Source organism: Massilia oculi (genome assembly GCF_017582745.1).
In the GTDB taxonomy this organism is placed as follows: domain Bacteria; phylum Pseudomonadota; class Gammaproteobacteria; order Burkholderiales; family Burkholderiaceae_D; genus Telluria; species Telluria oculi_A.
In genome coordinates, this window is record NZ_JAFVIM010000005.1 from 161015 (window position 1) to 174028 (window position 13014).

Sequence of the window (13014 nt, forward strand, 5' to 3'; positions counted from 1 at the left end):
TGCCTCATTAAGAGCACCCTGACAACCATGACAGAGACAAGCACCCTCATCGAACAATACGGACCGCGCGAAGCCATGGAGTACGACGTCGTGATCGTCGGCGGCGGCCCTGCCGGCCTGGCCGCTGCGATCCGGCTCAAGCAGCTGGCCGCAGAAAAGGGCCAGGAAGTATCGGTTTGCGTATTGGAGAAAGGCGGCGAACTGGGCGCCCACATCCTGTCGGGCGCGGTGATGGATCCGCGTGCGCTGAACGAACTGATTCCTGACTGGAAAGAAAAAGGCGCGCCGCTGAACACGCAGGTCACGGAAGACCGCGTCATGTTCCTGACCGAAACCAAATCGTTCTCGACGCCCGTGTTCGCCATCCCGCCGGCGCTCAAGAACCACGGCAACTACATCGTCTCGCTCGCCAACGTCGTGCGCTGGCTGGGCCAGCAGGCCGAAAGCCTGGGCGTGGAGATCTTCCCGGGCTTCCCGGCCGCCGAGATCCTGTACAACGAGGATGGCTCGGTCAAGGGCGTGGCCACCGGCAATATGGGCGTCAACCGCGAAGGCAATCCGGGCGCGGACTTCCAGCTCGGCATGGAACTGCACGCCAAGTACACCTTCTTCGCCGAAGGTTCGCGCGGCCACCTGGGCCGCCAGCTGATGGCGAAGTATGACCTGAACAAGGACAAGGATCCGCAAACCTATGGCATCGGCATCAAGGAGCTGTGGGAAATCGACCCGGCCAAGCACCAGCCGGGCCTGGTGATCCACACGGCCGGCTGGCCGCTGCCGAACGATACCTATGGCGGCTCCTTCCTGTACCACCTGGAAAACAACCTGGTCGCGGTCGGCTATGTGGTGGGGCTGGGTTACCAGAACCCCTATCTGTCGCCGTACGAGGAATTCCAGCGCTACAAGACCCACCCGGACATCCGCGGCTTCTTCGAAGGCGGCAAGCGCATCTCGTATGGCGCGCGAGCAATTACCGCTGGGGGTCTGCAATCCTTGCCGAAGACCGTGTTCCCGGGCGGCTGCCTGATCGGCTGCGACGCCGGCTTCCTGAACACCAGCCGCATCAAGGGCAGCCACGCCGCGCTCAAGACCGGCATGCTGGCCGCCGAAGCCGCCTTCGCGGCGCTGGGCGAAGGCCGCTCGAGCGACGAGTTGAGCGCCTTCCCGGCAGCGTTCGAGAAATCGTGGCTGCATGAAGAGCTGCACATCGCACGCAACTTCAAGCCGTGGATGAGCAAGGGGCTGGTCCTGGGCACGATCATGACCGGCATCGACCAGATCGTGTTCCGCGGCAAGGCGCCCTGGACCCTGCACCACCAGCACGCCGATCACGAGTGTCTCAAGCCGGCTGCGCACTACAAGCCGATCGCTTATCCGAAGCCGGACGGCAAGCTGACCTTCGACAAGCTGTCGTCGGTGTTCATCTCGAACACCAACCACCGCGAGGACGAGCCGGTCCACCTGACGCTCAAGAATCCGAGCGTGCCGGTCGACGTCAACCTGGCCAAGTATGCCGGCCCGGAACAGCGTTACTGTCCGGCCGGGGTGTACGAGTTCGTCAAGCGCGAGGATGGCGGCGACCGCCTGCAGATCAATGCCCAGAACTGCGTGCACTGCAAGACCTGCGACATCAAGGATCCGACCCAGAACATCGTCTGGGTCACGCCGGAAGGCGGTGGCGGCCCCAACTATCCGAACATGTAAGGAGTACGCCCATGGCGACCATCACGCTGCACCATCGAATGCATGCCGTGAAGGCCGCCTGCCTGCTGGCCGCGGCTTTCACTTGCGCGCCCAGCCTGGCACAGGATGGCGCGGCGCCAGACGCATTGCGTACCGCCGTCCTGCTCAGCCATGAGATGGCGGTCGAGCCGAACATCACCTACCTGCGCGCGAGCGGGCAGGAGCTCAAGCTGGATGTCTACCGGCCCCGGCGAGACGATGCAGCCCGCCTGCCGGTGGTGCTGAACTTCCATGGCGGCGGCTGGGTGGCGGGCAACCGCGAAAGCCGCGCGCTGACCGCCCTGCCCTGGCTGCAGATGGGCTTTGTCTTCGTCAACGTGCAGTATCGCCTGGCCAATGTGGCGCTTGCTCCGTCCGCCGTCGAAGACACGCTGTGCGCGCTGCAATGGGTGGGCCGTAATGCCGAGCGTTACCGCTTCGACCTGGACCGGGTCGTCACCACCGGCGATTCGGCCGGCGGCCACCTGGCGCTGGCGACGGCCATGATTCCAAGCGATTCTCCTTTCACCAACGGCTGCGCCTTCACCGAAGGAAGCTGGAGCGGACCGTACAAGAACGCCGCGCCAAGGGTAAAAGCCGTCGTCAACTGGTATGGCATCACAGACGTGGCCGACATGCTGGAAGGTCCCAATATCCGCTCGTATGCGGTGGGCTGGTTCGGCAGCCTGCCGGGCCGCCTCGCGCTGGCCAGGGAATTGTCGCCGCTGAGCCATGTGCGTGCCGGTGGCCCGGCCGTGTTCACGATCCACGGCGATGCCGACAAGCTGGTGCCGTATGCCCAGGGCATGCGCCTGAAAAGCGCGCTCGACAAGGCGGGAGTCAGCAATGTGATGCATACGGTCGAGGGCGGCGGCCATGGCGGTTTCAGCCTCGATCAGCAGGTGATCATCTTCGGCGAGATCCAGTCCTTCCTGCGCCAGCAAGGCATCATTCCGGCCTCCCGCTGACCCTCCAATTTACTGCTGACTTTGTCTGATTAATCCTACGAAGTCTCCACCAATCCGCTGATTGGCGGGGTCCGGCATCGGCGTAGCATGGGTCTTCCAGACACCAGTGCTAGGAGACGAACATGGGTGAAAACAAAGGACATAGCGATAAAGCGCCGAACTACCCCGAGCTGGACGCAAAGGGATCGGCAGCAAGCCGCGCCGGCCAGAGTGCCGGCAATCAACAGAGTGCCGGTCAACAGCAAGACGCCGGCCTGCAGCAAGACAGCAGTATCCAGAAGCAGAAAGATCAGCAGCAAGATCAGCAACAGGACCGCGGCAATCAGCAAAGCGCCGGCGGACAACGGCAGAACCAGCAAAAAGGCGGCCAGCATGCCTCGGGCGGAACCCCGGCACTGGACGACCTGAATGCCGACCTCGACAGTCGTAATCGTGGGTCGCTGGGCAACGCATCCCAGCAGATGGACCAGACGGACGGCTGGAACGGCAAGCAGGACAAGAACCGTTGACGTGGCATCGACCACGGATGGCGCGGCCCGCAAGACGGGCCGCGCCTGTTATCGTGTGCGTCGTCCGCAACTAGCGCGTGGCGCTGCTGGCGTCGATGCCGAACCACTTGAACGACAGCCGGCGCAGGGTGCCGTCGGCGCGCGCCTCGTTCAGTATCTTGTCGATCGCGGCCTTGAAGTCCGGATTACCCTTGCGAAAAGCCACGCCGACGCGCACCAGTTCGCCCACCCGCGGCCCGGCCTTGATCGGCAATTCCGAATTCTTCAGCAGGTAGCTCACCATCAGGCTGTCGTCGAGCGACGCGTCGATGCGCCCGAAGGCGAGGTCCTGCAGGTTCTCGGGCACGGCCGGATAACTCCTGACCTCGATCCCCTTCACCGCCCTCGCCTGCTGCTCGAACACGCTGCCCTGGCGCACGCCCAGCTTGCGCCCCTTCAAGTCGGCCAGGCTGCGGTAATTGGCGCGCTCGTTCTTGCGCACGATGAGCTGGAAGCCTGAATAGGTATAGGGGACCGAGAAATCGTAGGACTGCTCGCGCTCGGGCGTGATGATCACTTGGCTGATGGCGGCATCGACCTTGCCTGACGTTACCGCCGGCAGGACGGCGCTCCATTCGGTGAACACGAATTGCGGCCTGACCTTCAGCCTGGCGGCGACCAGGCGCGCCACCTCGACGTCGTAGCCGGCCAGGTGGCCGGTTTTCGGATCCTTGAAATTGAAGGGGGGATACGTGCCTTCGACGGCGATGCGCAAGACGCCGCGGGCCCTGGTCTCGCCCATCAGGTCGGCGCCGTGCGCGACCGGCAGCAGCATGGCAAGCAAGGCCGCCGCCACTCCCGCAGCCATGCACCGGCGGCGCCGCTCCTTCGTTACTGCCTCAACCATCGACTTTTACCCTGCACCACGGTCAATGGCACTTTATAACCGAAAAACGGCATCGGTGACTAGCCGCGCAGAGCGATTCGTTTCTGTTCTCGCGCCGAGCGGTAAACAGCCTCGATGATGCGGATGTCGCGCAAGCCTTCCTCGCCCGGCACGATGGTCTCGCGGTTATCCTTCACGCATTGCGCCATATGGTCGAGCTGGCCGACCCACTGGTTCGCATACGGCCCTGCCGGCGGCGTCACCAGGGTCTTCTCGCTGCGCTCGCCGCCGACCCACATGCGCTGGCCGCTGTAGGCGGTGGCGGGTTCCAGTTCGATCCGCCCCTTGTCGCCCATCAGCACGAACTGGTTGCGGTTGGCGCTGTACATCGACATGCATGAACCGATGACGCCGGACGGGAATTCGAGCTGGAAGTCGATCATGTCTTCCACCTCACGGAAGCGCGGGTCGCTGCGGTCGGTGGTCTCCTTGGCGAACACGGCGACCGGCTCCTCGCCGGTCATGTAGCGCGCCGCCTGCAGCGCGTAGATGCCGATGTCCATCAGCGAGCCGCCGCCCGATTGCGCCTTCTTCATGCGCCAGGCATTCGGGTCGCGCGCGGTAAAACCGTGTTCGGAGCGGAAGTAGCGCAGCTTGCCGATGGCCCCGCTGCGCGCCAGGCGGATCGCCTCGACGTTGTGCGGCTCGAAGCGCGAGCGATAGCCCAGCATCAGCTTCTTGCCGGCCTTGCGGCAGGCGGCGATCATCTGCTCGCATTCGGCCACGCTGAGCGCCATCGGCTTTTCGCACATCACGTGCTTGCCGGCCTGGGCGGCGCGGATCGTGTACTCGGCATGCATGAAGACGGGCAGGCAGATGTAGACGATGTCGATGTCCGGATTGTCGCGGATGCTGTCGTAGTTCTGGTAGTTATAGATGCCGCGTTCGGGCACGCCGTATTCCGCGGCCACCTTCTTCGCCTTCGCCGGGTCGCCGCTGACCAGCGCCACCAGGCGGCTGTGCCGGCATTCCTTGAACTGGGGGATGATGCGGCCCAGCCCATAACCGCCCAGGCCGACGATCGCATAGCCCAGTTTGCGTTCGGGATTGGCCCAGGCCGGCATGCCCACCGCGCCGGCCGCCAGCGCACCACCCGCGGCCATGACCAGGCCGCGCCGATTCAGGTCGATCATTCAGGTCTCCTTGCAGAATGTTTCGTTCGAATACCGTGCCGGTCGAGCGGCGCGGGTTACCATCGCTTAATAAGGATACAATTGATTCGATTGAAATGGTAGCGTTAACACAGCGCACGCCACCCCAGGCATTCATAAAAGGAGACCACATTGATGACCCGATCCCGTCCATTCCGCTTCGCTCCCCTCGTTCGCGCCCTGCTTGCGGCCAGCGTGGCGGCCACCCTGCCCGCTGCCGCCATGGCAGCCAGCTGCAGCGGCAGGCCGCCATCGGGAGAACTCAAGGCCGAACGGATCGCCGCGATCAAGCCGTCGCGCAGCGAGCCGGGCCTGTACGAGGGACCGGTATGGATCAGGGATGCGCTGTACTTCTCGGACTTCAGCTTCAGCGCGGGGTTTCCTTCGCGCGTGCGCAAGTTCTCGCCCGACGGCACGGTGAGCACGGCGCTCGAGGACGCCGGCAGTAACGGCCTGGCGGTCGACGCCAACGGCGCGCTGGTCGCCGCGACCCACAAGTACAAGGCCATGTCGCGCTATGACCTCGTGACGGGCCAGCGTGCGGACGTCGCCACGCGCTATCAGGGACAGGTCTTCAATTCGCCGAACGACATCGCGATCGCGGCCGACGGAACGATCTACTTCACCGACCCGGATTACCAGAAGGCCGCGGCGCCCGGCGGCCAGCCGGTGACCGGCATCTACCGCATCGCGCCCGATGGCACGGTGACGCTGGTGGACGGCACGCGCAAGAATCCGAACGGGATCGCGCTCTCGCTGAACGGCGACACCCTGTACGTGAACGCGAGCGACGGCGCGGTGCGCGCCTACCCGATCAGGGACGGCGTGCCGCAGTCGGGCCACGATGTCATCCGCGGCATCGAGAACGGCGACGGCATGACGCTCGACTGCCACGGCAACCTGTACGTGACGGAACACGGACCGAAGCGCGTGCGCGTGTTCACGCCGCAGGGCCGCGAGCTGGCGACGATCCGGACCGACGCCAACGTCACCAACGTGGCCTTCGGCGGCGCCGACGGCAAGACCCTGTACATCACCGGCGCCGGCGCCGTGTGGCAGGTGCGGCTGGACGTGACCGGCCTGCCCTATTGATTACCAGGCGCGGCGACCGGCCGCACCGAAGTTGTGGCCCGTCACCAGCGTCGTGCTCTGCACCAGCATCGACAGGCCGAGGATCAGCTGCACCAGCCTGTCGTCCGGCAGCAGCCAGTAGTGGCCGCGCGGCTGCTCGGCGCTCGTGGCGGCCATGATCAGTGGCGCGATCCATGCGGCGTCATCGTCGACATCGAGCACGATCGCATCTTCCGTCGTCTGCATGTGCACGGTGCCGCCCTCGGCCAGCGTGAAGCAGATGCCGACGCCGGTCTCTTGCGGCCGGATCAGCTCCTGCATCGCGGCGTTGTGTTCGTCGATCCAGAGTTCGACGTCCTGCGGCGTCTCGAGCGGCGTCCAGGGGCGGGGTTTGAAACGGGGTTGGTCGGACTGGAGGGTCATGTGCTGCGCGGTTGATGAAACGGCCCCTATCTTAAGGGATTTCGGGCGTCTGCGCCCGACCTTGGGGGCGCTTTCCTGGCGCAACTAGCTGTGTGACAATGCTTGCACGACAACAACAAAGGTCTTCGCGTGAAAGCAATCCTTGCCGCCTGTGTGGTTTCTCTCTCGACGCTCGCGGCGGCCGCTCCCGCCGCCCCTTCACCCTACGTCCTGGCCAATACCGAAGTGCGCGACGTGCGCGCCAGTACCCTGGGGCGCGACTACCAGGTCTTCGTCGCCCTGCCGGATTCCTATGCCACGAGCAAGCGTTCCTACCCGGTCGTGTTCGTGGTCGATGCCGACTACGCCTTCCCGGTGGTGCGCAATATCGCGTCGCGCCTGAACCGGCACGCGGGCATGGAAGAAGCCATCGTCGTCGGCCTGTCGTATGCCAAAGGCGACGGCGCCGTCTTCAGCCGCCGCCGCGACTATACGCCGACCACCCCGCGCAAGCATGCCTACCGCTCGGACATGCCGGGACGGGCGCCCGCCTTCGGCGAAGCGTCGGCCTATGGCCGCTACCTGACCGGCGAGGTGTTTCCCTTCATCGCCCGAAATTACCGCGCCGACATGGGACGCAAGATCTTTGTCGGCCACTCCTACGGCAGCCTGCTCGGCCTGCAGATGATGCTCGATGCGCCGCGCAGCTTCGAGCACTATATCCTCGGCAGTCCTTCGCTATGGTTCGACGCCGGCATCATGTTCGAGCGCGAACAAGCCTATGCCGCGCACAACAAGGACTTGCCGGCCAGCGCGTTCTTCGGCATCGGCAGCCTGGAGACCCTGGCGCCCGGCAAAAAACGCTCGCGTGCGGAAGAAGATGCCGACATGGTAGCCGACCTGCGCGAGTTCGATGCGGCGCTCAGGGGCCGCGGCTACAAGCACCTGCGTACCCGCCTGAAAGTGTTCGCCGACGAAGATCACGCCAGCGTGTTGCCGATGGTCGTCACCCATGGCTTGCGGGCCTACCTGGCAACGCATAAGAAATGAAGCCGCGCCTGCTTACGGTACGTCGAGCGTGACCAGCCGGACCTCCACCCGTCCATCGTCGACCAGCAGTTCGCCAACCGACACCGGCAAGGTAAAACGGCGCCGTCCGGCGGCGCCCGGATTGACGTAGAGCACACCGCCGCGTTCCTCGCAGGCGGGCTTGTGCGAATGGCCGGTCACGACCACGCGCACGCCTTGCGCGGCCGGATCGATGGCCAGTTCCTTGAGATCGTGCAGCATGTGGATGGTGACGCCGCCCAGGGCCAGGGTGACGCTCTCGGGCAAGGCTTGCGCCCAGTCGCCGTGGTCGTTATTGCCGCGCACGGCGGTCAATGGCGCCAGCCCGGCGAGCTGGTCGATGATGTCCGCGCCGACGACGTCGCCGGCGTGCAGGATGTGATCGCTGCCACGCAGGAAATCGAGCGCCTGCGGCCGCAGCAGCCCGTGCGTGTCGGAGATCAAGCCAATACGCACGGGCCCGGTCGACAATCAGTGACGCTTGCTGCTGGCCATCTTGGCCGTGGTATAGATCGAGTACAGCGCGGCCAGGCCCACCACCACATAGACGATGCGGGTCAGCGCGGTCTCGGGGCCGAACAGCGTGGCGACCATGTCGACGTCGAACAGGCCGACCATGGCCCAGTTGAGACCACCGATGATCAGGAGCGCCATCGCGATGTAGTCGACGGCGGACATGGCCGAGCGCTCGCGCGCATGGACGTTGACCCGGCGGTCGGGGATGGACCGGCGGTCCATGGTTGGTGCGTTGATTGTTGCCATCACAGCCTCCTTGGAAAGACGTGGGACTGCCAGGGCGTCCTGCCCCGGCACTTGACAACAATACTATCCCAAGTTATCGGACACGTTCGCACGCATCGGCGCGATGGCGGGTCACCCCTTCCAGGTACGTTCGAGGCCCGTATCCGCGTGGATCCAGCCGCCGCGCGGGCCGGAACGGTAGTAGTAGCCGACCCCGCCGCCGCGGAAGCTCTTGATCAGGCCGCCGAGCACTTCTTCGTTCAGGCCGGCGATGCGGATGTCGGCCGCCTTGCCCACCATGTGCAGCGACTGGCGCGCGGCCGGGATGCCCGCTTCGCGCAGGCGCGCGTTCGATGCCGGCGAGCGATAGCCGGACAGGATCTCGAGCGGCTGCAGCAGGCCGTAGCGGGCGATGAAGGCCTGGGTGCTCCACAGCATCTCGAGCAGCTTGGGATCGATCCTGGCGGTGGCCTTGCCGTTCACGTCGCGCAGCAGGTGGCACAGTTGCTCGTAGGCGGAGTCGATCACTTCGCCATCCTTCCAGTACAGCACGCTGGCACGTTCGCCGCTGGCCGGACGGGTCACGGACAGGGTGCGCGGCTTGACCCAGAAATCGAGGTCCAGCGCTTGCGAGTCGAACAGGTCGGGAGGCGGCTGGAGGTCGGTGGCGGCAGCGGCCAGCGGCGCGCCGAGTGCGCCCAGCGCGGCCAGGCGGGCACTATGGTGAAGAAATTCTCTGCGTGAAGCCATGGGTGCGGATCCGTTACTCGACAATTGCGATAGTGCGTACTATAGCGTATCCGACAAGCATGCAGAAGTGTTCACGAAGCGTGCAAATGTTATCGCTTTGTTGCACGTTGACACCAGCCGGCAGTATTTACTCGCCGCAGTTGCAGAAGCGCTTGCGCGCCGCCGGATCGCAGGCGCCGTCCAGGCGTTTCCACAGCAGGTCGCATTCGAGGCCGAAGCAGGCTTTTTCTTTGCCGGCATTGATATAGCCATGGCGCTCGAAGAACATGCTCGCGCCAGCCGGGCTGTGCAGATGCAGCTTGCTGATGTTCCAGGCGCGCGCCTGCTGTTCCACCGCATCCAGCAGCGCGCGGCCGACGCCGCAGCGCAAGGCTTCCGGCAGCACGTAGCACAGCGCCACCTTGCCCGCCTGCGTCAACAGGGTCAGGCCGACCAGCTCGCCTTCGCTCTCGGCGACCACCGCATAATTGGTGGGCGAGGAAAACCAGGTGACGACATTGGCCGGCGTCTTGTTGCCGAGCCAGGCGCCAAGCACGCCGGGCTGGTCCTGGTGATCGGCGCGGCAGCCCTCTTCGATCGAACGGCGCAGCAGATTGCAGGCAGCCGTTGCATCGTCAGGGACAGCCCTGCGGATTTCAATACGCGTGGACATCAATCATCTACTTGGAAACGGACATGAACGAACGATGACGCGGCATCGCACGGCCTCGACTATACACCGAAAGTAAGAGACCCTGCTGGCGGCACGGTCAAACGCGTTCCCCATATAAGGATATGACGAAACTATCGTTCCGTTCGCGACCTGGATTAGGGAACATGCACTCTGTCACTATCACTTTCAAAGCGAGAAAAAACAATGCGCGACACCACCCCGAACACGCTGCGCCGCTCCCTCCTGGCATTGGTCCTGGCCGCCGGCGGTGCGCTGCCGCTCCACGCCAGCGCGGCCAATGCCGAACTGCTGAACGTGTCCTACGACGTCGCCCGCGAGCTGTACAAGGAAGTCAATCCGGCCTTCATCGCCTCGTATAAACAGCAGACCGGCCAGACCGTCACCATCAAGCAGTCGCACGGCGGCTCGAGCAAGCAGGCGCGCGCCGTGGCCGACGGCCTCGAGGCGTCGGTAGTGACCATGAACCAGGCCAACGACATCGATCTGCTGGTCGACCGCGGCCTGGTGGCAAAGGACTGGGCCAAGAAATTCCCGAACAACGCGACGCCCTACTACTCGACCATGGTGTTCTTCGTGCGCAAGGGTAATCCGAAACAGGTGCGCGACTGGGCCGACCTGGCGCGTCCGGGCGTGGCCAGCATCATCCCGAATCCCAAGACCTCGGGCAACGGCCGCTACACCTATCTCGCGGCCTGGGGCTCGGTGATCAAGAAAGGCGGCAACGAAGCGCAGGCGCGCGACCTGGTCGGCAAGATCTTCAAGAACGTGCCGATCCTGGACGGTGGCGGCCGCGCCGCGACCACCACCTTCACCCAGCGCCAGATCGGCGACGTGCTGGTGACCTTCGAGAACGAAGTCAGCATGGTGCGCCAGGAATTCGGCAACGATTTCGAAGTCGTCTATCCGACCAGCTCGATCCTGGCCGAATCGCCGGTGGCCGTGGTCGACAAGGTGGTCGATCGCCTCAAGATCCGCCAGCCGGCCACCGCCTACCTGAACTTCCTGTACTCGCCGGCAGGCCAGGAAATCGGCGCCAAGCACTTCATGCGCGTGCGCTCGGAAACGGTCATGAAGAAGTACGCGGCCAATTACAAGCCGATCAGCCTGTTCACCGTGGACGAAGTGTTCGGCGGCTGGACCGCGGCCCAGAAGCGCCACTTCAACGATGGTGGTGAGTTCGACAAGATCTACCAGGCCAAATAAAACCGCTTGATCTCGACAGCCCTGCCGCGTGCAGGGCTGTTTTGTTTGATATGCACACAAATTAGCCACTCGACATTTCTATGTGACATGAGTTGTTAATCTTGCGAATCGCTAGCGTCACATTTCCGACAAAAAATGGCTTCCCATAGGGGAATTTGCTTGTGCGCCATAGACATGCAGCTGGGATGGATGATATTGTCCTTACTCTAGTTGCTCTAGAGATAGATGTTGATCCTGCGCCGCCCGGCGCCCCGACGTTCAACCTCAACCCCAGATTCCAGACAAAGAATGATCAAGAAACTGTTAGCAACGGTCCTGATGACCTTTTCGGCTGCGGCATTCGCCGTGCCGTTCGGTTCGCAATCGGTGCTCGTGGTGGAAGACGACACCGGCAAGATCCTGCTCGAGAAAAATGCCGATGCGGTCGTCCCGATTGCCTCGCTGACGAAGCTGATGACGGCGATGGTCGTGCTCGACGCCAAGCTCGACATGGACGAGATGATCGAGATCGACCGTGAAGACGTCGACCGCGTCAAGTTCAGCAGCTCGCGCGTGCCGGTCGGCGCCAGCATCGCGCGCCGCGACGTGCTGCACCTGGCCCTGATGTCCTCGGACAACCGCGCCGCCGCCGCCCTTGCCCGCACCTTCCCGGGCGGCAAGGAAGGCTTCAAGGCCGCCGTGCGCCGCAAGATCCACGCGCTGGGCATGAGCCAGACCGAGATCGAAGAACCGACCGGCCTGTCGCCGCACAACCGCTCGACCGCGGCCGACCTGGTCAAGATGGCGTCGGCCTCGACCCGCTATCCGGAAATCGTGCGCATGACGACCGAGACCAAGGAAATCATCGACATCAACGGCCGCGGGGTCGAGTACCGCAATACCAACCGCCTGGTCGGCGCCAAGGGCTGGGACGTCGGCCTGTCCAAGACCGGCTTCACCAACGAAGCCGGCCGCTGCCTGATCATGAACATCACCGCCGCCGGCAAGAAGGCGACGCTGGTGCTGCTGAACGCCAACGCCTCGTCGGCGCGCATCATGGATGCGCTGAACATCCGCCGCTTCATCACCGGCGACGAGCCTGTGGCCAGGGTTGCCCGCGCCGCCGGCGGCCCGCGCATCAAGGCCAGCGCCGGCAGCTCGAAGGCCAAGGCCCGCGCCAGCTCGAAGGGTTCGAAGGCCAAGGCGACCAAGAAGCGCACTTCGGCCAAGGTCAAGGCGACGCGCAAGCGCCGCGATTAACGTCGCATCATTCCGATCACAAAGAGGCCGCAAGGCCTCTTTGTCATTGGGAAGGCGCTATCCGGGGCCCGGGCGGCCAGACGGTCTTCGCCAGGCATTCCGCGCTGAAGTTCTTCCTGTCCGTCACACCCGCAGCCCAGTCACGCAAGTCGAACAGCAGTTCCCGACCCGCGACCAGCGGCCTGCCGTCGCCCGCATAGCTATCGACCCAGCCATACACGCGGCCTTGCGCATCGTACTCATCGGTCAGGGTATAACGCAGCCTGGCGCCGTCGCGCAGCCGCAGGTAAACGACATTGCGCAGGTGGTTCGGAAATCCATCCCCCTCCACGCCGTCCGCCAGGCGCCGGTTCAGGATGCCGGCCAGCGCCACGTGCCGGGCGGTGTCCCCGGCCGTCGTGAAAGTGCAACCTTGCAGGGCCAATAGCCCCTCGGTCAATGGCGCGCGCGTAAAGACGCCGGAAGGGAACAGGACGACCGTCGCAGAGACGATCTCCTCGCCATCGAGCGGCGCGCGCGACGAAGCCAGGGCGGCCGGTAATCCCGCCGTTCCAAGACATAGCAACAACAGAGATGCAGCAAGACGCATGAC

At 64.3% G+C, this 13014-nt stretch carries 15 protein-coding genes; 7 read left to right on the forward strand and 8 right to left on the reverse strand.

The genetic code is table 11. The features are described from left to right. The first annotated feature begins 27 nt into the window (after positions 1–27). From J3U95_RS08075 to J3U95_RS08085, 3 genes are all read left to right on the forward strand, one after another. Complete coding sequence (locus J3U95_RS08075) at positions 28–1704, forward strand: electron transfer flavoprotein-ubiquinone oxidoreductase (RefSeq protein WP_208278094.1); 1677 nt, start codon at positions 28–30, stop codon at positions 1702–1704. A gap of 11 nt (positions 1705–1715) precedes the next feature. Continuing rightward, positions 1716–2690 (forward strand): alpha/beta hydrolase, encoded by a 975-nt coding sequence (locus tag J3U95_RS08080; RefSeq protein WP_208278095.1) that lies wholly within the window; start codon positions 1716–1718, stop codon positions 2688–2690. Positions 2691–2812: 122 nt separating this feature from the next. Continuing rightward, the gene (locus J3U95_RS08085; RefSeq protein ID WP_208278096.1) at positions 2813–3199 is read left to right on the forward strand and encodes a hypothetical protein; all 387 of its coding nucleotides are present in this window, start codon (positions 2813–2815) and stop codon (positions 3197–3199) included. Positions 3200–3269: 70 nt separating this feature from the next. Here J3U95_RS08085 and J3U95_RS08090 read toward each other — a convergent pair whose 3' ends face one another. Both J3U95_RS08090 and J3U95_RS08095 read right to left on the reverse strand, forming a co-directional pair. Further along, positions 3270–4085, reverse strand: a complete 816-nt coding sequence (locus tag J3U95_RS08090; protein ID WP_208278097.1) for a transporter substrate-binding domain-containing protein — start codon at positions 4083–4085, stop codon at positions 3270–3272. A 59-nt stretch (positions 4086–4144) separates the two neighbouring features. Continuing rightward, entirely contained in the window at positions 4145–5257 is a 1113-nt protein-coding gene (locus J3U95_RS08095; RefSeq protein WP_208278098.1) for a Gfo/Idh/MocA family protein, read from the reverse strand. Positions 5258–5410: 153 nt separating this feature from the next. On the opposite strand from J3U95_RS08095, the gene J3U95_RS08100 reads away from it, so the two are divergent. Further along, positions 5411–6367, forward strand: coding sequence for an SMP-30/gluconolactonase/LRE family protein (locus tag J3U95_RS08100; RefSeq protein ID WP_208278099.1), 957 nt, complete (start codon positions 5411–5413; stop codon positions 6365–6367). Here J3U95_RS08100 and J3U95_RS08105 read toward each other — a convergent pair whose 3' ends face one another. After that, entirely contained in the window at positions 6368–6769 is a 402-nt protein-coding gene (locus J3U95_RS08105) for a hypothetical protein (protein ID WP_208278100.1), read from the reverse strand. Between the two features lie 129 nt (positions 6770–6898). Here J3U95_RS08105 and J3U95_RS08110 point away from each other — a divergent pair, with 129 nt between their 5' ends. Further along, the gene (locus J3U95_RS08110; protein ID WP_370662047.1) at positions 6899–7798 is read left to right on the forward strand and encodes an alpha/beta hydrolase; all 900 of its coding nucleotides are present in this window, start codon (positions 6899–6901) and stop codon (positions 7796–7798) included. Positions 7799–7810: 12 nt separating this feature from the next. Here the strand turns inward: J3U95_RS08110 and J3U95_RS08115 are convergent, their stop codons facing one another. The 4 genes from J3U95_RS08115 to J3U95_RS08130 form a co-directional block, all read right to left on the reverse strand. Continuing rightward, positions 7811–8272, reverse strand: a complete 462-nt coding sequence (locus J3U95_RS08115; protein WP_208278101.1) for a metallophosphoesterase family protein — start codon at positions 8270–8272, stop codon at positions 7811–7813. Between the two features lie 15 nt (positions 8273–8287). Beyond that, positions 8288–8578, reverse strand: a complete 291-nt coding sequence (locus J3U95_RS08120; protein ID WP_208278102.1) for a DUF378 domain-containing protein — start codon at positions 8576–8578, stop codon at positions 8288–8290. 111 nt (positions 8579–8689) lie between these two features. Next, the gene (locus J3U95_RS08125) at positions 8690–9307 is read right to left on the reverse strand and encodes a YcbK family protein (protein WP_229519703.1); all 618 of its coding nucleotides are present in this window, start codon (positions 9305–9307) and stop codon (positions 8690–8692) included. Between the two features lie 127 nt (positions 9308–9434). Then, positions 9435–9959, reverse strand: a complete 525-nt coding sequence (locus J3U95_RS08130; RefSeq protein ID WP_208278103.1) for a GNAT family N-acetyltransferase — start codon at positions 9957–9959, stop codon at positions 9435–9437. Positions 9960–10163: 204 nt separating this feature from the next. On the opposite strand from J3U95_RS08130, the gene J3U95_RS08135 reads away from it, so the two are divergent. Both J3U95_RS08135 and J3U95_RS08140 read left to right on the forward strand, forming a co-directional pair. Continuing rightward, positions 10164–11183, forward strand: coding sequence for a sulfate ABC transporter substrate-binding protein (locus J3U95_RS08135; protein ID WP_229519704.1), 1020 nt, complete (start codon positions 10164–10166; stop codon positions 11181–11183). 288 nt (positions 11184–11471) lie between these two features. Beyond that, positions 11472–12422, forward strand: a complete 951-nt coding sequence (locus tag J3U95_RS08140; RefSeq protein ID WP_208278104.1) for a serine hydrolase — start codon at positions 11472–11474, stop codon at positions 12420–12422. 43 nt (positions 12423–12465) lie between these two features. On the opposite strand, the gene J3U95_RS08145 is transcribed toward J3U95_RS08140, so the two are convergent. Next, positions 12466–13011 (reverse strand): hypothetical protein, encoded by a 546-nt coding sequence (locus tag J3U95_RS08145; RefSeq protein ID WP_208278105.1) that lies wholly within the window; start codon positions 13009–13011, stop codon positions 12466–12468. Positions 13012–13014 lie beyond the last annotated feature (3 nt).

Coding starts and splice junctions, on each gene's coding strand:
- J3U95_RS08075 (WP_208278094.1), top strand. CDS start 28: ATGACAGAGACAAGCACCCTCATCGAACAATACGGACCGCGCGAAGCC.
- J3U95_RS08080 (WP_208278095.1), top strand. CDS start 1,716: ATGGCGACCATCACGCTGCACCATCGAATGCATGCCGTGAAGGCCGCC.
- J3U95_RS08085 (WP_208278096.1), top strand. CDS start 2,813: ATGGGTGAAAACAAAGGACATAGCGATAAAGCGCCGAACTACCCCGAG.
- J3U95_RS08090 (WP_208278097.1), bottom strand. CDS start 4,085: ATGGTTGAGGCAGTAACGAAGGAGCGGCGCCGCCGGTGCATGGCTGCG.
- J3U95_RS08095 (WP_208278098.1), bottom strand. CDS start 5,257: ATGATCGACCTGAATCGGCGCGGCCTGGTCATGGCCGCGGGTGGTGCG.
- J3U95_RS08100 (WP_208278099.1), top strand. CDS start 5,411: ATGACCCGATCCCGTCCATTCCGCTTCGCTCCCCTCGTTCGCGCCCTG.
- J3U95_RS08105 (WP_208278100.1), bottom strand. CDS start 6,769: ATGACCCTCCAGTCCGACCAACCCCGTTTCAAACCCCGCCCCTGGACG.
- J3U95_RS08120 (WP_208278102.1), bottom strand. CDS start 8,578: ATGGCAACAATCAACGCACCAACCATGGACCGCCGGTCCATCCCCGAC.
- J3U95_RS08125 (WP_229519703.1), bottom strand. CDS start 9,307: ATGGCTTCACGCAGAGAATTTCTTCACCATAGTGCCCGCCTGGCCGCG.
- J3U95_RS08130 (WP_208278103.1), bottom strand. CDS start 9,959: ATGTCCACGCGTATTGAAATCCGCAGGGCTGTCCCTGACGATGCAACG.
- J3U95_RS08135 (WP_229519704.1), top strand. CDS start 10,164: ATGCGCGACACCACCCCGAACACGCTGCGCCGCTCCCTCCTGGCATTG.
- J3U95_RS08140 (WP_208278104.1), top strand. CDS start 11,472: ATGATCAAGAAACTGTTAGCAACGGTCCTGATGACCTTTTCGGCTGCG.
- J3U95_RS08145 (WP_208278105.1), bottom strand. CDS start 13,011: ATGCGTCTTGCTGCATCTCTGTTGTTGCTATGTCTTGGAACGGCGGGA.